Genomic DNA, 18255 nt, shown 5'->3' with positions numbered 1-18255 from the left:
TGCTCCTTTTCTATAGAAAGACGAACTTGGCGATAAAGATCGCGCACAACACCCACAGGCTTACGGAAATCTCGCGGTACTTGCCGGTGCCCGCCTTGAGCGCCACATAGGTGATAAAGCCCAGGGCGATACCGTCGGCGACCGAGAAGGTCAGGGGCATCATGATCGCAGTCACGATGGCCGGGATGCTGTCGGTGGCCTCATCCCAATTGATGTGGGCCATGCTCGCCATCATCAGCATCGCCACGTAGATCAGCGCACCGGCGGTGGCATAGGCCGGGATCATGCCCGCCAGCGGTGCGAAGAACATGGCCGCCACAAACAACACGCCGACCGTCACCGCCGTCAACCCGGTACGGCCACCTGCGGCCACCCCGGCGGCGCTTTCCACGTAGCTGGTCACCGGCGGCACCCCCACCATGGCACCGAACACACTCGAAGCGCTGTCGGCCTTGAGGGCGCGGGACAGGTTATCGATCCTGCCGTCGGCGTTGACCAGCCCGGCGCGTTGCGCAACGCCCATCAGTGTACCTGCAGTGTCAAACATGTGCACAAAAAGGAAGGAAAATACCACGCTGATCATGCTGACATTGAATACACCTTTTATGTCCATGGCCATCCAGGTCGGCGCCAGGCTCGGAGGCGTGGAGAGAATGCCGTTGTAGTGCACCAGGTCCAGGCCCCAGCCGGCCAGGGTCACGGCGATGATGCTGATGAGGATCGCGCCGAACACCCGGTGGTAGCTGAGGATCGCGATCAGCAGGAAACACACCGCCGCCAGCAGCGGCGCCGGCTCGTGCAGCGAACCGAGCTTGATCAGGGTGGCCGGGCTGTCGACGATGATGCCCGCGGTTTTCAGGCCGATCACCCCGAGGAACAGCCCGACACCAGCACCCATGGCGTGGCGCAGGCTCACCGGAATGCTGTTGAGCAGCCATTCACGCACCCGGGAAAGGGTCAGGCCCATGAACAGCACCCCGGAAATAAACACCGCACCCAGCGCGGTTTCCCAGTGGTAACCCATGGTGCCGACCACGGTGTAGGTGAAAAACGCATTCAGGCCCATGCCCGGCGCCAGGCCCACCGGCCAGTTGGCGTACAGGCCCATCAGCAGGCAACCCAGCGCGGCGGCGATGCAGGTGGCGACGAACGCAGCGCCGTGATCGATGCCGGCATCGGCCATGATGTTGGGGTTGACGAAGATGATGTAGGCCATGGTGATGAAGGTGGTGAGCCCGGCGATCAGCTCGGTCTTCACTGTGGTGCCATGCAGGCGCAGTTTGAACAGGCGTTCGAGCCAGCCGTTCTGTGAGGGGGCAAGGTCCAGCGGCGAGGCTTCGGATTTGCGGCTATCCACAGCGAGTACTCCTCAAGCATTTTATTGTTATGTCCAGCGCGGGGCGCTGTGAGGTACCGGCGGGTTTTGTTGACCAATAGGTCAGGAACTCGCACGAAGCGAATTATGCTTTTGTATACAAATAAAGCAAATAATGTTTTCTATTTTCTGCATGAAAAGGATGAAAGGCAAAGCCAGGGCGCCACCGAGGATCAAGGCTGGCCTGCAAGTGCCTGGTTGACTGCGAGCCAACCGTTTACCGCTTCTTCGCCCGCTTCGGCGAAGGCGCGCTGCAACAACTTCACCTGTTCACGGCGCAGCGACTGCTCGAAACGCAGGCCTTCCTCGGTCAACTCCAGCAGGCGTTTGCGCTTGTCGGTCTGCGACGCGACGCTGTCCACCAGGTGCATTTCCTGCAATTGGCGCAAGGGTATGTTCAGCGCCTGCTTGCTCACACCGAGCAGTTCCAGCAGTTGCTTGACGCTCAGCGCCGGGTAGCGCGCGATAAAAAACACGATGCGCTGGTGCACCCGGCTCAGGCCACGGCGTTCAAGCATTTCATCGGCCTTGGCAGTGAACGCCTGGTAACCAAAGAAGAACGCTTCCATGGCTTGTTGCTGGCTGCTTTGGTTTTTAAGGTCAAGCATGTTGACGTATCCACTCAAGCTGTCGTAATTTCGGTCAACCAGTTTGACGTATTTCCCACAGGCTTCGCTAGCGGTGACCTTATGGCCTTCTCTGAACGTGTTACGCGCCTCAAAAGCTCCTTGATCCGTGAAATCCTTGCCGCAGCCCAGCGCCCGGAAGTGATGTCGTTCGCCGGTGGCCTGCCGGCCGAGGCCATGCTGCCCGCGCTGGACTGGGATGACATGCCGCTCAACATCGGCCAATACGGCATGAGCGAAGGCGAGCCGCAGTTACGTGAACTGCTCGCCGCCGAAGCGCGTGCGTTGGGTGTGCCGTGCCAGGCCAGCCAGGTGCTGGTGGTCAGCGGTTCCCAGCAAACCCTGGACCTGGCGGCCAAGCTGTATATCGACAAGGGCACCAAGATCCTGCTGGAAGGCCCGACCTACCTGGCCGCCCTGCAGATCTTCCAGCTGTTCGGCGCCGATTGCCTCAGCGTGCAACTGGAAGCCGATGGTCCCGACCTGGCCAGCCTGCGCGCCAATCTCGAACGCCATCGCCCGGCGTTCATTTACCTGATCCCGACGTTCCAGAACCCTTCGGCCGTGCGCTACAGCGAAGCCAAGCGCGAGGCCGTCGCCGCTTTGCTCGATGAGTTCGGCGTGACCCTGATCGAAGACGAACCCTATCGCGAGCTGACCTTCGACGGCGGCAGTGCGCAGCCCATCGTCGGCCGCTTGAAAAAAGCCAGCTGGATCTACACCGGCACGGTCTCCAAGACCTTGCTGCCCGGCCTGCGCGTGGGGTACCTGATCGCCAGCCCGGACCTGTTCCCGCACCTGCTCAAGCTCAAGCAATCGGCGGACCTGCACACCAATCGCGTCGGCCAGTGGCAGGCCATGCAGTGGATCGGCACGCAGAAATACCAGCAGCACCTGGTGGAGCTGCGCAGTTTCTACCGTGAGCGCCGCGACGCATTCCAGGCTGCATTACAACGCCACTTCAGCGAACTGGCCGACTGGCAAGTGCCCCAGGGCGGATTATTCTTCTGGCTGACCTTGAAACAGCCGCTCGATACCCGCACCTTGTTGGCACCTGCGCTCGATCAGGACGTCGCGTTCATGCCCGGTGAACCGTTCTTTTCCGAGCCGGACCAGCATTTAGGCTCACTGCGACTCAATTTCAGCCATATCGACCCGGCCCGCCTGGACGAAGGGCTCAAACGCCTGGCCGCGGTGGTCCGTCAAGCACAGCACGCGCAAGCGGCATAAGGGGAGCCCCATGTACAAGGTTTATGGCGATTACAAGTCGGGCAACTGCTACAAGGTCAAATTGATGCTCAACCTGCTGGGCATCCCGTATCAATGGGTGGATATCGACATCCTCAACGGCGATACCGAGACTCCTGAATTCCTGGCCAAGAACCCCAACGGCAAGATCCCGGTGCTGGAGCTGGAAGATGGCACCTGCCTGTGGGAGTCCAACGCGATCCTCAACTTCCTTGCCGATGGCAGCGAATTCCTGCCCACCGAACCGCGTCTGCGCACGCAAGTGCTGCAATGGCAGTTCTTCGAGCAGTACAGCCATGAGCCGTACATTGCGGTGGCGCGGTTTATCCAGTTCTACCTGAACATGCCGGAAGATCGCCTGGAGGAATACAAGACCACCCACAAGCGCGGTTACAAGGCTCTGAAGGTCATGGAGCGTCAGCTGCAAACCACGCCATACCTGGTGGGCGAGCAGTATTCGATTGCCGATATTGCGCTGTATGCCTACACCCATGTAGCCCATGAAGGTGGGTTTGACCTGACGCCTTACCCGGCGGTGCAGGCCTGGTTGAAGCGCGTGGCCAGCCATCCCAGGCATGTGGCCATGCTCGACTGATCACCACGGTCAAAAACGGTGGGAGGGCGGTGCGACGATTCGACTTGCCCCCTCCCACATTCAGCTCGATGCCGTGCCAGATAATTCATCGTTCAGCAGGTCGAAACAGCGCTGCGCCGCCGGGCTCAATCCCATCCCGCTACGACTGATCAAGCCGATCTCGCGGTTCACCCCGGGATGATCGATATGGATGCGTTTCAACCCCTCCAGGCTGTCCGCCGCCGACTCCGGCAGTACGCTGATCCCCAGCCCCTGACGCACCAGCGCCAGCACCGTCGACATGTAGTTGGCCTCCATCCCGGCGTTCATCGTCAACCGCGTCTCATCGAACAGCCCATCCACTTGCTCGCGTACGCTGCTGTCGCGGCCGGTGAGGATGATCGGCTGGTCCGCCAGTTGCTCCAGGGTCAATTGGCGATGGTGGGCGAGGGGGTGATCCAGCGGTACGAACGCACACAATCGATCATTCAGCACCGGGGTGAACTCCAGGCCATGGCTTAGCCGCGCCCGTACGCCAATACCGAAATCCACTTCGCCTGCGCGCACCTGGGCATGAATGCGATGGGCCACCAGGTCCTGCAGGCGTACTTCGATCCCGGCAAAACGCTCGCGAAACAGACGCAGGGCCGGGGGCAGGGCGCCGGCGCAGACCGACGGCAGGGCCGCGAGGGTGACCACGCCACGGCGCAAGGCCGCGAGGTCGCGGGAGCCGGTGACGATGTTGTCCAGGTCCAGCAGCAGTTTTTCCATCGGCCCGCGCGCGTCCTGGCCGGCAGCGGTGATGCTCACATGCCGGGGGCTGCGGTCGAGCAGGGCGACGCCGAGCCAGTCTTCCAGTTGTTGCACCTGCACGGTGAGTGCCGAAGGCGAAAGATGCAGCTCATGGGCGGCCTTGATAAAGCTGCCGGTGCGGGCCACCGCAAGGAACGCCTGAATGTGCTGGATCGAATTTTTCATTGTTGTTGTTCTCGAGCGTTTTGTTTTTACGAATATGACTGGCTGAACATTCCAATTTACAAAGAGTAACGCGCTTCCAATACTCCAGGGAAAACAATAACCGGCCACCAAGGCCGCTCTGGAGTAACCCATGCTCGCAACCCTGGGTGTCATTACCATCCTGTGCCTGCTCGCTGCCGTCATGAGCAAACGCCTTTCGCCACTGGTGGCCCTGATCGCCTTGCCGATCATCGCCGCGCTGCTCGGTGGGTTCGGCCTGCAAACCAGTGCCTTCATCATTACCGGCATCAAGAACGTCGCCCCCGTGGTGGGCATGTTCGTGTTCGCGATCCTGTTTTTCGGGATCATGACCGATGCCGGTATGCTCGATCCCATCATTGATCGCATCCTGCGCACGGTAGGGACACGTCCTACACGGATTGTCGTTGGGACTGCGACCCTGGCCCTGTTGGTGCACCTGGACGGTTCCGGTGCCGTGACCTTTCTGGTGACGGTGCCGGCGATGCTGCCGTTGTATACGCGGCTGGGCATCGATAAACGCATCCTCGCCTGTGTCTGCGCGATGGCCGCCGGGGTCAATTTCCTGCCGTGGACCGGCCCGGTGCTGCGCTCTTCGGCGGCCTTGCACGTGCCGGTGGCGGACCTGTTCCAGCCGCTGATCCCGGTGCAGATCGTCGGCCTGATCTTCGTCTTCGCCTGCGCCTGGTGGCTGGGCCGGCGAGAAGAAAAACGCCTGGGCCTGGGCGCCGGCTCCAGCGTGGACGCCGTGCCGCAACGGGTGCTCGGCGACGACGACATCAAGCTGCGCCGCCCACGCCTGTTCTGGGTCAACCTGATCCTGACCGTGCTGGTCATGGTGGTGATGATCGCCGGCTGGGTCGACCCGGTGGTGATGTTCATGCTCGGCACCGTGGCAGCGCTGTGCATCAACTACCCGAACGTGGACGCCCAACGCGCCCGCATCGATGCCCATGCGAAAACCGCCCTGACCATGGCCAGTATCCTGCTCGCCGCCGGGGTGTTCACCGGCATCATGCAAGGCACCGGCATGCTCAAGGCCATCGCCGAAGTGGCGGTAGCGCAGATTCCGGCCGGACACGGCAAGCTGATTCCGGCCGTGGTGGGCTTTATGTCCATGCCGCTGAGCATGCTGTTCGATCCCGACTCCTATTATTTCGGCGTGATGCCGGTGATCGCCGAAGTCGGCAAGGCCCTGGGCGTCGACCCGCTGCAAGTGGCCCAGGCGTCGTTACTGGGCGTGCACACCACCGGTTTCCCGGTCAGCCCGCTGACCCCGGCGACCTTCCTGTTGGTGGGCCTGTGCAAGATCGAATTGGCCGATCACCAGCGCTTCACCATCCCTTTTCTGTTTGCCGCGTCGGTGTTGATGACCCTGACGGCGTTGCTCCTGGGAGTGATTTGAAATGAAAACCTTGCGCATCGGTTCCGGCGCCGGCTACTCCGGCGACCGCATCGAACCTGCCGTGGAACTGGCCGAGCTGGGCGACCTGGATTACCTGGTGTTCGAGTGCCTGGCCGAGCGCACCATCGCCTTGGCACAACAGGCACGAATCAGCGATCCACAGGGGGGGTATGACCCGCTGCTCAGTGAGCGCATGCAGCGTGTGTTGCCTTACGTCGGCCGCCATGAAGGGCGTCGCCGCCTGCGGGTGATCACCAATATGGGCGCGGCCAACCCCGTGTCGGCCGCCGTTGAAGTGCGCCGTATCGCCACGGAGCTGGGCCTGCACCTCAAGGTCGTGGCCGTGGTGGGCGATGATGTGTTGGAGGCCTTGCGGCCTGAGCAATTGCTGGATAACGGCCAGACCGTGGGTTCACTCGGCAAGCGCCTGATTTCCGCGAATGCCTACCTGGGCGTCGACGGCATTCTTGATGCCTTGCGCGCCGAGGCCGATGTGGTGATCACCGGGCGGGTGGCCGACCCGTCGCTGTTCCTGGCACCGCAGATGTTTGCGTTCGGCTGGGCAGCGGATGATTGGCAGCGTCTGGGGCGCGGTACGTTGGTCGGGCATCTGCTGGAGTGTGCCGGGCAGGTCAGCGGCGGCTATTTTGCCGATCCCGGTTTCAAGGATGTGGATGACCTCGCACGCCTGGGCTTTCCGTTGGCTGAAATCGATGCCGAGGGTGAGGCCGTGATCACCAAGGTGGCAGGCTCCGGTGGGCGGGTCAGTCGTGCCACCTGCACCGAGCAGTTGATCTACGAAGTGCATGATCCTGCGGCGTATCTCACCCCGGACGTGACTGCCGATTTTTCCCAGGTGGGGTTTGACGAGGAGGGCGTTGATCGGGTACGTGCCCACGGTGCTGCTGGCCGCGCACGGCCCGAGCAGTTGAAGGTGAGCGTCGGTTACCTGGATGGCTGGATTGGCGAAGGGCAAATGTCCTACGGCGGTCCCGGCGCGGTCGCACGGGCGCAGCTGGCGCGGGATGTCGTACTCAAGCGTTTGCAACTGATGGGTGTGAAGATGCAGGACGTACGCGCCGAACTGATCGGCATGGACTCGCTGCACGGTCCGCGCAGCAGCGTAGAGCCCTGGGAAGTGCGCCTGCGCGTGGCGGCCCGCTGTGAAGAACGCAGCGAAGCGGTGCGGGTCGGCAATGAAGTGGAAACCCTCTACACCAACGGCCCGTCCGGCGGCGGCGGTGCCAGCAAGAGCGTACGGCAGGTGGTGGCGGTGGCGTCATTGCTGCTGCCCCGTGACGCGGTCAACCCGAGGATCGAAGCATGAAACTGCACACGCTGGCCCATTCCCGTACCGGCGACAAGGGCGATACCTCGAACATTTCGATCATTGCTTACCGGGCCGAGGATTATCTGCTGTTGTGTGAACAGCTTACCGCCGAGCGCGTGGCCGACTTTTTTGCCGGCCTGCTGGAGCCGGACGCGGCCCCGGTGCGGCGCTATGAACTGCCGAATGTGCAGGCGCTGAACTTCGTACTGCCGGGTATATTGCGCGGCGGCGTAACCCGCTCGCTGGCACTGGATGCCCATGGCAAGTGCCTCGGCTCGGCGCTGCTCGATCTCGATTTGGCACTACTGGACTAACTCTGGGAGGGACTTGCCCCTCCCACAGTGAATCTGCCCAGGTCGGTCAGATCGCGGCGAAACGCTTGTCCAGGTAATCGATGATTACCTTGGAGTCATACATCCAGGTGGTCTGGCCATTCTCTTCGATACGCAGGCACGGCACCTTGATCTTGCCGCCTTGCTCCAGCAGGGTCTGGCGGTCCTGCTCGTTGTTCTTCGCATCCTTCAGCGCCACCGGCACATTCAGGCGGTGCAGGGTGCGGCGGGTCTTCACGCAGAACGGGCAGGCGTGGAATTGATACAGGGTCAGGTCCTTGGCCGCTGCGTTCACCTGCGCCTGTTGTTCGGCAGGGCGCTGCTTTTTGCGCGGGCGGGTAAGGAAGTCGCCGGCGATGATGACGTGGCCGAGGCCCACTCGAAGTGCTTTGACGAACATGGCTGAAACCTCTTGCCCATGAAGAAGGGGCCGCAGCTTACCTCAATTTTGCAGGCGAAAAAAAACCGGCGATGAACGCCGGTTTTTCCCTACCCAGCCTGTTACTTGATCAGGCTGAGGAATTCACTGCGGGTGGCCGCGTTTTCGCGGAACTCACCCAGCATCACCGAGGTGATCATCGACGAATTCTGTTTCTCCACACCGCGCATCATCATGCACATGTGCTTGGCTTCGATCACCACGGCCACGCCCAGGGCACCGGTCACTTGCATCACCGCATCGGCGATCTGGCGGCTGAGGTTTTCCTGGATCTGCAGGCGGCGCGCATACATGTCGACAATCCGCGCGACCTTCGACAGGCCCAGCACCTTGCCGCTCGGGATATACGCCACATGCGCCTTGCCGATAAACGGCAGCAGGTGGTGTTCGCACAGCGAGTACAACTCGATGTCCTTGACCAGCACCATTTCGCTGTTGTCGGAGCTGAACAAGGCACCGTTGGTGACCTCTTCGAGTGTCTGTTCATAGCCGCGGCAAAGGTACTGCATCGCCTTGGCGGCACGCTTGGGCGTGTCGAGCAGGCCCTCGCGGGAGACGTCCTCGCCGAGTTGGCCGAGGATCGCGGTGTAATTCTGTTCCAGGGACATGAAACTACCTGTGGGATTTTCGCAAAGCGCAAGGTTACGGTGGCCGACACATCGCTGCAAGCCTGACGATGGCACTTGTTACTCGTCGCGCCCTTCCATCATCGTGCGCTTGAGCATCACATACACCGCACCCGCGCCCCCATGACGGGCCTGGCACGAGGTAAAGCCGAGCACCTGGGCATGCTGGCGCAGCCAGGTGTTGACGTGGCTCTTGATCATCGGCCGCTTGCCGTCCAAGCGCACCGCCTTGCCATGGGTGACGCGCACGCAGCGGATTTCGAACTTGGTGGCTTCGGCGAGGAAGGCCCACAGGGTTTCCCGGGCTTTCTCCACGTTCATGCCGTGCAGGTCGAGGCTGCCTTCGAACGGGATCTGACCGGCCTTGAGCTTGCGCATCTGGCTTTCCTGTACGCCGTCGCGGGCCCACATCAGCTCGTCTTCGGGGCCGACATCGATCACGAACTGGTCTGACAGGCCATCCACGGTGGTGGCATCGGTGCGTACGGTAGCAGCCTGGCGCAGCTTGGCGATCTGTGCGCGGTCGGCCTTGGGTTTGCCGGTGTCGGCGCGGTCGTGCTTGATCGGCTTGACGCCGCGCAGCTCGTTTTTGAACAGGGAAAAATCGTCGTCTTGCATGTCAGCCTCCGCGAAGGGCGGGCAGTTTACCTAAATCGCGGCGGCCGGGGCGCAGGAAACGCTATCCAAGCGCCATCAGTCGTGCTTTTTCATCAGGTGCGAGGCGATGTTCAGTGACAACGGCTGGCGCATCTTCCGACGGCTGCGGCGCCACAGCCACACGCCCAGCCACAGCACCAGCAGCCCGATCCCCAGTAAAATCGCCGAGCCGCCAGGGCTGGCATTCAGTTCGCCAAGGGCCGGCGAGTGGCCAGACAAACCGGCGCCACCAGCGCCAGCCAACAACAAGCCTACGACCGCCAGCAGCGCGGCAATGCCGGCCACCAGGCGCAGACGCCAGTTGCTCGGGCCCTTGGGGCGCAAGCGACGAGCGTCAAAACCATCGGATATCTTCATTCCGACCTTTCCTCCAGGGTATCGGCCCTTCGACCGGAAGATACACAGGTTGTTCCTGTACCCGAGGTAAATGCGCCAAATGAGAGGGCTTTGCGGATGAGCGGGACCTGCAACAGGCCGCGCCGCTCACCCGAAGGGCGATCAGATCAGGTCTTTAGTCAGTGCGAGAGTGGCAAAATTGTCAGCCATGATGGCCATCTCGGTCTGCTGCACATGCTCGGCGCTCAGGATGCCACCTTTGTAAGGCAGGTCGCGGGTGGCACAGGCGTCTTCCACCAGGGTGCAGCGAAACCCCAGGTTCTTCGCGGCACGCACGGTGGTGCTGACGCTGGAGTGGCTCATGAAGCCGCAGACGATCAGGTCGAGGGAACCGAGGTCCTGCAGGTGTTTTTCCAGGCCGGTGCCGTGGAAGGCGCTGGGCAGCAGCTTGCCGATGATGGTTTCGTCACCTTGAGGTTCGAGGCCGGGGATGAACTCACCGCGCTCGCCCTGGGGGTCAAACAGGCCGCCCACGGTACCCAGGTGGCGCACGTGCACGATCGGGCGCCCGGCGTTGCGCGCGGCGGCGACCAGTTGCTTGATATTGCCGACCGCCGCGTCCATGCCGGAGAGGGCGAGCGGGCCACTGAGGTATTCCTTTTGAGCGTCGATGATCACGAGGGTCGCATGGGCAAGGTTGGCAGCTGCGTAACCACGACCGCTGAGTTGAAACATCGTCTTTGGAACGGACATTCTGGGGCTCCTGTGAGGGGGGCTTTTGCGTCATTGTCCACTGGCTGAGCGGTTCTGTGAATCGCTACTATCGTAAGGTACGCCGTTGCTGGCGTGCAGCCATGTCAAGTGGTGGCGATGTTTAACCGAATGATGGCGATTTGGATGAAATCCGACGTACGGCAACAGGTTTTCGTACATCGTCGATACAGGCGAAGACTGTTAGAATCGCCAGTCGTTTTTTCCAGGAGTCTGCCCCCCGTGATCACATCCCGCCTGCGCACCTTGCGCGACCACATCCGTTGGGCCGTCAGCCGTTTCCATGGGGAAGACCTGTTTTTTGGCCATGGCACCGACAATGCCTGGGACGAAGCCCGGCAGTTGGTGCTCGGTGCCTTGCACCTGCCATGGGAAATTGCCGACAGCTACCTCGATTGCAACCTGGAAGAAGAGGAAATCTCTCACGTACAGCGTTTGTTGCATCGCCGTATCCATGAGCGGGTGCCCACGGCCTACCTGTTGAAAGAGGCGTGGTTCTGCGGCATGTCGTTTATCGTTGACGAGCGCGTGCTGATCCCGCGTTCGCCCATCGGCGAGTTGATCGAAAACCGCTTCGAACCTTGGCTGGCCCAACCACCGACGCGCATCCTCGACCTGTGCACCGGCTCCGGCTGCATCGGCATTGCCTGCTCCTACGAGTTCCAGGACGCCGAAGTGGTACTCGGTGACCTGTCCTTCGAAGCCCTGGAAGTGGCCAACCAGAATATCGAGCGCCATGGTGTCGACGAGCGTGTGTACACCGTGCAGGGCGACGGTTTCGACGGCCTGCCGGGCCAGCGCTTTGACCTGATCGTGTCGAACCCGCCGTATGTGGATGCCGAAGACTTTGCCGACATGCCGGACGAATACCAGCACGAGCCGGAGCTGGGCCTGGCCTGCGGCGACGATGGCCTGAACCTGGTGCGGCGCATGCTGGCCGAGGCGGCGGACCACCTGACCGAGAAGGGTTTGCTGATTGTCGAGGTGGGCAACAGCCAGGTGCATGTTGACGCGCTGTACCCGGAAGTGGACTTCGCCTGGCTGGATTTCCAGCGGGGTGGGCATGGGGTGTTCATGCTCACGGCCGAACAGTGCCGAGAGCACCAGGCAATCTTCGCCGCTCGGGTTTAACCAACCTTAGGGTAGGAAATGTAGGAGGGGCCACGCCCCCTCCCACCTTTCGATGGCTTTCCAGCCGGCTATCGGTGCGTGGCAATCCAGATCAACAGCCCCGCCTGAAACACGGTAAATGCCACCAGGCAGGTGATGGTAAAGCGCAACCCGCTGTCCTCACGCTTGAACTTGGTGACCTTTTCTTCTTCCTTGCGCAGCTTCACTTCCTGCTCCAGCAGGTTGTGCTCGGCCTGTTGCAGCATCTGCGCGGCTTCAAGGATCTCCACGAACTGCACCTTCTCGGTGTTCCAACTGTCCAGTACGTCGCTGACCTTGCCCGGCTGCACGTTGCCTTTGAGGTGCTGCACATCGGCGTAGGCCACATCGAAACCCTGGACGCGCAGGAAGTGATCGCGGCGCAGGCGTGTGGCTTCGTTGAGTGCGTCCTTGTTGGCCAGGTCCACGCCGTCGACGCGGTAGCTTGACCATTTTTTCTTCGCCCACGCGGCGCCCTGGGCCACCAGGAAGCGGCCGATGCCGCGGTTGGCCGGTTCGATTTCCAGGCTGTTGCCCGGGCCGAAGTGCACGCGGTGTTTATCGTGATCCACCCAGATATCCAGATGGTTCTGCTCACGGCGCACCCGCTGCCCCGGCAATTGGATCACCATGCGCAACAGGCTGTGGTGTTTGTCATGGCGCTCGGCATAGCCGAACTGTACGAACCGCAGCGGCCGCAGGCCGGTGGCGCGGTCGGTGGCCAGCGGGGCCAGGCGCAGCATCTTGAAATGCTCGGCCTGAACATCCGCCCACGGCAGGGGAGCCGCCGTGTCGATGGCCTCGGTTTTTTCAGCCGGGGTGTCGGCGGTCGGTTCCGGTGTTGCTTCAGTGGTTGTCATGCGGTGCGATCCTGTCCAAGCCCTGCCAGTCGACAGTCTTTTTGCTGTCGACTCTGGGCTTATCGGCCGCTTTTTGCAGGACTGGAGGCAAATTGTCGGTTAACGGGGTTGAAGTCCGTCGATAAAGCCTGCCAAGCGGGTGCCCAGCTCAGCGGCGAGCGGCAATTGCGGGTCATTGTAGGAGGCCAATTGTTGCTTTACGTCGTTGGGCACGATGCGCATCACGTGGTTCATGCCTTCGATCACCGCCAGTTCGGCATCGGGCTTGGCCCTTTTGAGTTGCTCGGCGTCGCCCACACCGACCTGAATATCGTTGCTGCCCTGGATGATCAACGCCGGCATGCGCAGTTTCGCAAAGGCCGCTGAAGGGTCGGCGCGAAACAGGCTGATCAGATAAGGCTGCACGCTGGGTCGGAAAATGCCCTGCAACGGGCCAGGCACATCGGCGTCCACCTGACCGGCCTTGAGGTGATCAAGGATTTCATTGCTGCGCAGCAGCAGGGCAGGGGGCAGGTGATCGGCCAGTTGCTGGCGGATCACCTGGTCGACCGGGCGGGCGCTGCCGGACAGGGAAATGACTCCAGCCGGGTCGAGTTGGGGGGCGGCGAGGGCGGCAACCAGCGCGCCTTCGCTGTGGCCCAGCACAATCAGCGGGCCCATGCGTGTGTCGGCCTTGAGCAATTTACCCCAGGCCACCGCGTCGGCCACGTAGGCATCGAGGGTCAGGTTGCGTTCGTCGGGCGTGGCGGCGAGGCTGGCGGCCACACCGCGCTTGTCGTAGCGCACGCTGGCGATGTTATGCCGGGCCAGCACCCAGGCCAGGCGCTTGAGGCTGTCATTGCGTGCGCCGTCGGCGCTGTTGCCGTTGCGGTCGGTGGGGCCGGAGCCGGCGATGATCAACACCACCGGTACCGGTTTGTCGGACTGGGGCAGCAGCAGCGAGCCAAACAGTTCGCCACTGCCGGTGTCCAGGCTGATCGGGCGTTGCAGTACGACAGGGGAGGCGGCGTGGGCCACGGCGGTAAACAGGGTCAGGGTAAACAGAAGAACTCGCAGCATCATCGCGCCATCATGAGGAAGGTGCCGGTTGGACCAAGGTCTACCGGTAAGGTTTCGAGGATGAACTAGTCGGTTAGCCTGCGTATACTGGCCGCCTTAAGTTATTACGGTTGACTTGATTCAACTGATTTCACGGAGCGCCCTGCATGTCCGGCAATACCTTCGGCAAGCTGTTCACTGTCACCACCGCGGGCGAAAGCCATGGCCCGGCGTTGGTCGCCATTGTCGACGGCTGCCCGCCCGGCCTCGAGCTGTCCCTGGAAGACCTGCAGCGTGACCTCGACCGTCGCAAGCCCGGCACCAGCCGCCACACCACCCAGCGCCAGGAGCCCGACGAAGTCGAGATCCTCTCCGGGGTGTTCGAAGGTCGTACCACCGGGTGCGCCATCGGCCTGCTGATTCGCAATACCGACCAGAAGTCCAAGGACTACTCGGCGATCAAGGATCTGTTCCGCCCGGCCCATGCCGACTACACCTACCACCATAAATACGGCGAACGCGACTACCGTGGCGGCGGTCGCAGCTCGGCCCGTGAAACCGCGATGAGGGTGGCAGCCGGCGCCATCGCCAAGAAATACCTGGCGACCCAGGGCATCGTCATCCGTGGCTACATGAGCCAGTTGGGCCCGATTGAAATCCCGTTCAAGACCTGGGACAGCGTGGAAGACAACGCCTTTTTCTGCCCTGACCCGGACAAAGTGCCGGAGCTGGAAGCCTACATGGACCAACTGCGCCGCGACCTGGATTCGGTCGGCGCCAAGATCACCGTGGTCGCCGAAGGCGTCAAGCCGGGCCTGGGCGAGCCGATTTTCGATCGCCTCGACGCCGAACTGGCCCACGCGCTGATGAGCATCAATGCGGTGAAAGGCGTGGAGATTGGCGCCGGTTTCGCCTGCGTGTCCCAGCGTGGCACCGAGCACCGCGATGAACTGACGCCGGAAGGCTTCCTCAGCAACAACGCGGGCGGCATCCTCGGCGGTATTTCCTCCGGCCAGCCGATTGTTGCGCACCTGGCACTCAAGGCCACCTCGAGCATCACCACCCCGGGCCGTTCGATCGATGTGCACGGCAACCTGGTGGACGTGATCACCAAGGGCCGTCACGACCCGTGCGTGGGCATCCGTGCCACGCCGATTGCCGAAGCGATGATGGCCATCGTGTTGATGGACCACCTGTTGCGCAATCGCGGGCAAAATGCCGATGTGCGCGTGAGTACCCCGGTGCTGGGCCAGCTGTGACGGTGCTGCGGTGACAGCCCTCCCGTACTGGCGCCTCTCCAGCTTCTACCTGTTCTACTTCGCCCTGCTCGGGGCGACGGCGCCGTTCCTGGCGCTGTACTTCGACCACCTGGGGTTCTCCAGCGCGCGCATCGGCGAGCTGGTGGCCATCCCCATGCTGATGCGCTGCGTGGCCCCCAACCTGTGGGGCTGGCTGGGCGACTACAGCGGCCGACGCCTGGCCATCGTGCGCTTCGGCGCGGTGTGCACCCTGCTGAGTTTTTCCCTGATCTTCGTCAGCCACTCCTACGCCTGGCTGGCCCTGGTGATGGCCCTGCATGCGTTCTTCTGGCACGCGGTGCTGCCGCAGTTTGAAGTGATCACCCTGGCCCACCTGCAAAAACAGACCGCGCGCTATAGCCAGGTGCGCCTGTGGGGCTCCATCGGTTTTATCCTCACCGTGGTGATCATGGGCCGCCTGTTCGACTGGCTGAGCCTGGATATCTACCCGGTGGTGGTCGTGGTGATCATGGCCGGCATCATCGGTGCCAGCCTGTGGGTCCCGAATGCGCAGCCCGCCAGCCACGGCAATCGTCTGGCCGCTGATGGTTTCCTCAAGCAGCTGCGCAGTCCCGGCGTACTGGCGTTTTACGCCTGCGTGGCGCTGATGCAAATGAGCCATGGCCCGTATTACACCTTCCTGACCCTGCACCTGGAACACCTTGGCTACAGCCGTGGCATGATCGGCATGCTGTGGGCCCTGGGGGTGCTGGCGGAAGTGCTGATGTTCCTGGGCATGAGCCGCATCCTCACACGTTTTTCGGTACGCCGGGTGCTGCTGGCCAGTTTCCTGCTGGCGGCCCTGCGCTGGCTGTTGCTGGGCTCGTTTGCCGAACTGCTGTGGGTGCTGTTGCTGGCGCAGGTCATGCACGCTGCCACGTTCGGCAGTTTTCACGCCGCAGCGATTGCCTTTGTGCAGCGCAGCTTTGGCGATAAGCAACAAGGCCAGGGCCAGGCGCTGTACGCCGCCCTGGCCGGCACCGGCGGTGCGCTGGGTGCGCTGTATTCCGGCTACAGCTGGAACCTGCTGGGGCCGACCTTCACCTTTAGTATTGCCAGCGTCGCCGCCCTGGCCGCCGCCGCTATCATCGGTTTTCGATTGCAAGAGCAGAACCAAGGAACCCTTCAATGAGTTATGTCGCCGTCTACCCCGTCGCTTCACCGGATACCCCGAACAAGGTCCTGACCCATGTCGACGACATCGCTGCTACCCTGGCCGAGCACGGTGTGCGGTTCGAGCGCTGGCAGCCTGCCCTGATCGAGAGGGGCGCCAGCGACGCTGAGATGATTGCCGCCTATCAGCCGCAGATCGATGCCCTCGGCTACGGTGCGGTGGCGGTGCTCAGTGTCACCAGCGACCACCCGCAAAAAGCCGAATGGCGTGCCCGGTTCCTGGATGAACGCCGCTGCAGCGAAGACGAAGTGCATTTTTTCATCGCCGGCCAGGGCTTGTTCAACCTGCATGTTGGCGACTACGTGTATGCCGTGCGTTGTGAAAAAAACGATCTGCTGTTGGTACCCGCCGGTATGCCGCATTGGTTTGATATGGGGGAGAACCCCCACTGTATAACGCTGCGACTCTTCAATCAGGCGCAAAACCCGGTGCCGGAGTTGACGGGCGACGATATCGCCCGACGCTTTCCCGGGCTGGATGACTGATTACGACATATCGAAAACTTCAACCCCCGCATGTTGGAAGTTGTTGTGGGAATAAACTCTTATTCTTGTAAGGCCCGGCTGTTTATCGCGGGGCCTGCGCCTTAGTGCCATTGGTTATGTAACTCTTTGCGGCAACAACGTTTATATCACCTGTCAATAGGAGGAATCCGAAGGTGATAGGGCGATAGCCAGCAAAAGGGAGTGAAACTAATGAGAGGCCCCAGGGAATTGTCTCCAGTGCCACATTCGGTGCCCAACGCCGCCAGGAGGCGTTTGAGCTTGTCCGGAAAACCACTGACCCCTACGGAACTGGAAATCCTGCGTTGGGCCTCCGAAGGCAAGACCGTCTGGGAGATCAGCCAGATTCGCGCCACGTCCGAAGCCACGGTGAAATTCCACCTGCGCAATATCTACGGCAAATTTGGCGTGACCAACCGAGTACAGGCGATGAATGAGGCGGCACGCCAAGGTTTATGCTGACCCCAGCGAGCCTTGGTGAGGGGCTTTCGGCCATCGAAGCCATCGGTTTGAAGCGTCATCGTCCAGCCATAACGAAACCGTGCCTACGTACCGCGGTGTGCGCAGTCTGGATTGGACTGGTTCGTCGCTAAGTGCTGGGGGCGGGCGTTCAGCGCCTGATTAACTCAGCCCGGGCGATGTGGCATTCGCGTAATTCTTGAGCTGCGCGCTTAGCCATTCAGCAGGCGGCCGCCGTCAAGGACGATTTCAGAGCCGACCGTCCAGCGCGACTCGTCGGATGCCAGATACAGCACTGCCTTGGCCACCTCGTCGGAGGTACCGAAGCGCCCAAGCGGAATGGTTGCCGCGATCTCTTTGTTAAGCTGCGCGCGATAAGCTTGCGGAATACCCAGCTTGTCGTAAAGCGGCGTCTCGACGGGGCCAGGGCTCACTGCGTTGACACGGATGCCACGGCCCAGCAATTCGGTCGAGAGCGTCTTCGACATGTTCAGCAGTGCGGCCTTCGTTGCGGCATACACGGACGAGCGATCTGCGCCTGCATGGGCGCTTACGGAAGTCGTCAACACGACCGAAGCAGGATTGGCGAAGACCGGCAACAGCGCCTGCATCAGGAAGTACGGCCCTTTGACGTTGATGTCGAAAGAGCGGTCAAACATATCTTCCGTCCATTCCTCAATGGGCTGCCAGACGGATACGCCGGCATTGAGGAAGGCAACGTCGAGTTGGCCGTAGTGTTCCTTGATGACGTGTGCCAGCTCCTTTTGTGCCGCAACGCTGGCCGAGTCGGCGCGCAGCACCGGCACTTCCGGGCCCAATTCGGCCTGGGCCTTTGCAATCGAATCGGGGTTGACCCCCGTTACGATCACGCGAGCACCCTCGGCCAGGAACTGCTTTGCCGTTTCCAGCCCGATGCCACTGGTGCCGCCAGTAATGAGCGTACGTTTACCTTGCAAGCGCGACATTTGAATTCTCCGGTGAATGACGACCACCGCGGTCGACAGGGAGAAATATGCGCTCATGCCCCATGGTATATAAGACTGCTTATTCGCATATAAT

The 18255-nt window shown here is 61.8% G+C and carries 21 protein-coding genes; 10 read left to right on the top strand and 11 right to left on the bottom strand.

Going from position 1 to position 18255, the window contains the following annotated elements; translation table 11 throughout:
- Nucleotides 1–10: 10 nt before the first annotated feature.
- Together J1N02_RS04535 and J1N02_RS04530 are read right to left on the bottom strand one after the other, a co-directional pair.
- Entirely contained in the window at nt 11–1357 is a 1347-nt protein-coding gene (locus J1N02_RS04535; RefSeq protein ID WP_421147192.1) for an NCS2 family permease, read from the bottom strand.
- A 191-nt stretch (nt 1358–1548) separates the two neighbouring features.
- Nucleotides 1549–1983: a MarR family winged helix-turn-helix transcriptional regulator gene (locus tag J1N02_RS04530; RefSeq protein WP_092355113.1), complete on the bottom strand. Its 435-nt coding sequence runs from the start codon at nt 1981–1983 to the stop codon at nt 1549–1551.
- Nucleotides 1984–2064: 81 nt separating this feature from the next.
- Between J1N02_RS04530 and J1N02_RS04525 the strand changes: the two genes are divergently transcribed.
- Both J1N02_RS04525 and J1N02_RS04520 read left to right on the top strand, forming a co-directional pair.
- The gene (locus tag J1N02_RS04525; RefSeq protein WP_092355110.1) at nt 2065–3231 is read left to right on the top strand and encodes a PLP-dependent aminotransferase family protein; all 1167 of its coding nucleotides are present in this window, start codon (nt 2065–2067) and stop codon (nt 3229–3231) included.
- A 10-nt stretch (nt 3232–3241) separates the two neighbouring features.
- Nucleotides 3242–3844 carry a glutathione S-transferase family protein gene (locus J1N02_RS04520; RefSeq protein WP_027603925.1) on the top strand — a complete coding sequence of 201 codons (603 nt, stop codon included), beginning with the start codon at nt 3242–3244 and terminating at the stop codon, nt 3842–3844.
- Nucleotides 3845–3904: 60 nt separating this feature from the next.
- On the opposite strand, the gene J1N02_RS04515 is transcribed toward J1N02_RS04520, so the two are convergent.
- Nucleotides 3905–4801, bottom strand: coding sequence for a LysR family transcriptional regulator (locus tag J1N02_RS04515; protein ID WP_027603926.1), 897 nt, complete (start codon nt 4799–4801; stop codon nt 3905–3907).
- A 130-nt stretch (nt 4802–4931) separates the two neighbouring features.
- Here J1N02_RS04515 and J1N02_RS04510 point away from each other — a divergent pair, with 130 nt between their 5' ends.
- From J1N02_RS04510 to J1N02_RS04500, 3 genes are read left to right on the top strand one after another with little or no spacing between them, the layout of a single operon-like run.
- Complete coding sequence (locus J1N02_RS04510) at nt 4932–6224, top strand: CitMHS family transporter (RefSeq protein WP_169897934.1); 1293 nt, start codon at nt 4932–4934, stop codon at nt 6222–6224.
- 1 nt (nt 6225) lies between these two features.
- Nucleotides 6226–7551, top strand: coding sequence for an acyclic terpene utilization AtuA family protein (locus J1N02_RS04505; protein ID WP_368962255.1), 1326 nt, complete (start codon nt 6226–6228; stop codon nt 7549–7551).
- Entirely contained in the window at nt 7548–7868 is a 321-nt protein-coding gene (locus J1N02_RS04500; protein WP_027603929.1) for an AtuA-related protein, read from the top strand. Before J1N02_RS04505 ends, J1N02_RS04500 begins: the two co-directional genes overlap by 4 nt.
- Nucleotides 7869–7914: 46 nt before the next feature.
- Here the strand turns inward: J1N02_RS04500 and J1N02_RS04495 are convergent, their stop codons facing one another.
- The 5 genes from J1N02_RS04495 to J1N02_RS04475 form a co-directional block, all read right to left on the bottom strand.
- Entirely contained in the window at nt 7915–8286 is a 372-nt protein-coding gene (locus J1N02_RS04495) for a glutathione S-transferase N-terminal domain-containing protein (RefSeq protein ID WP_027603930.1), read from the bottom strand.
- Nucleotides 8287–8387: 101 nt separating this feature from the next.
- A complete protein-coding gene (folE, locus tag J1N02_RS04490) occupies nt 8388–8933 on the bottom strand; it encodes a GTP cyclohydrolase I FolE (RefSeq protein WP_003442011.1) in 546 nt (181 codons plus the stop codon).
- A 78-nt stretch (nt 8934–9011) separates the two neighbouring features.
- Nucleotides 9012–9569: a Smr/MutS family protein gene (locus tag J1N02_RS04485; protein ID WP_016976371.1), complete on the bottom strand. Its 558-nt coding sequence runs from the start codon at nt 9567–9569 to the stop codon at nt 9012–9014.
- Nucleotides 9570–9644: 75 nt separating this feature from the next.
- Entirely contained in the window at nt 9645–9965 is a 321-nt protein-coding gene (locus J1N02_RS04480; protein WP_092355101.1) for a hypothetical protein, read from the bottom strand.
- 141 nt (nt 9966–10106) lie between these two features.
- Complete coding sequence (locus J1N02_RS04475) at nt 10107–10697, bottom strand: cysteine hydrolase family protein (protein ID WP_027603932.1); 591 nt, start codon at nt 10695–10697, stop codon at nt 10107–10109.
- Nucleotides 10698–10937: 240 nt separating this feature from the next.
- On the opposite strand from J1N02_RS04475, the gene prmB reads away from it, so the two are divergent.
- The gene (prmB, locus tag J1N02_RS04470; RefSeq protein ID WP_421147191.1) at nt 10938–11846 is read left to right on the top strand and encodes a 50S ribosomal protein L3 N(5)-glutamine methyltransferase; all 909 of its coding nucleotides are present in this window, start codon (nt 10938–10940) and stop codon (nt 11844–11846) included.
- Nucleotides 11847–11914: 68 nt separating this feature from the next.
- Here the strand turns inward: prmB and J1N02_RS04465 are convergent, their stop codons facing one another.
- Both J1N02_RS04465 and J1N02_RS04460 read right to left on the bottom strand, forming a co-directional pair.
- Nucleotides 11915–12724 carry a hypothetical protein gene (locus J1N02_RS04465; RefSeq protein WP_027603934.1) on the bottom strand — a complete coding sequence of 270 codons (810 nt, stop codon included), beginning with the start codon at nt 12722–12724 and terminating at the stop codon, nt 11915–11917.
- Between the two features lie 99 nt (nt 12725–12823).
- Nucleotides 12824–13786, bottom strand: a complete 963-nt coding sequence (locus J1N02_RS04460) for an alpha/beta hydrolase (protein WP_027603935.1) — start codon at nt 13784–13786, stop codon at nt 12824–12826.
- Between the two features lie 143 nt (nt 13787–13929).
- Here J1N02_RS04460 and aroC point away from each other — a divergent pair, with 143 nt between their 5' ends.
- The 4 genes from aroC (at nt 13930) to J1N02_RS04440 (ending at nt 17199) form a co-directional block, all read left to right on the top strand.
- Complete coding sequence (aroC, locus tag J1N02_RS04455; RefSeq protein ID WP_421147190.1) at nt 13930–15021, top strand: chorismate synthase; 1092 nt, start codon at nt 13930–13932, stop codon at nt 15019–15021.
- Nucleotides 15022–15031: 10 nt separating this feature from the next.
- Complete coding sequence (locus J1N02_RS04450) at nt 15032–16192, top strand: MFS transporter (RefSeq protein ID WP_027603937.1); 1161 nt, start codon at nt 15032–15034, stop codon at nt 16190–16192.
- Nucleotides 16189–16719, top strand: a complete 531-nt coding sequence (locus J1N02_RS04445) for a 1,2-dihydroxy-3-keto-5-methylthiopentene dioxygenase (RefSeq protein WP_092355099.1) — start codon at nt 16189–16191, stop codon at nt 16717–16719. The genes J1N02_RS04450 and J1N02_RS04445 overlap by 4 nt, the downstream gene beginning before the upstream one ends.
- A 210-nt stretch (nt 16720–16929) precedes the next feature.
- Entirely contained in the window at nt 16930–17199 is a 270-nt protein-coding gene (locus J1N02_RS04440) for a response regulator transcription factor (RefSeq protein WP_027603939.1), read from the top strand.
- 209 nt (nt 17200–17408) lie between these two features.
- On the opposite strand, the gene J1N02_RS04435 is transcribed toward J1N02_RS04440, so the two are convergent.
- Nucleotides 17409–18161 (bottom strand): SDR family oxidoreductase, encoded by a 753-nt coding sequence (locus J1N02_RS04435; protein WP_027603941.1) that lies wholly within the window; start codon nt 18159–18161, stop codon nt 17409–17411.
- Between the last annotated feature and the right edge of the window lie 94 nt (nt 18162–18255).

This window comes from Pseudomonas sp. NFX5 (genome assembly GCF_049132125.1).
In the GTDB taxonomy this organism is placed as follows: domain Bacteria; phylum Pseudomonadota; class Gammaproteobacteria; order Pseudomonadales; family Pseudomonadaceae; genus Aquipseudomonas; species Aquipseudomonas marginalis.
The sequence above is the reverse complement of the archived record's forward strand: the minus strand, read 5'-3'. Positions and strand labels throughout refer to the sequence as shown.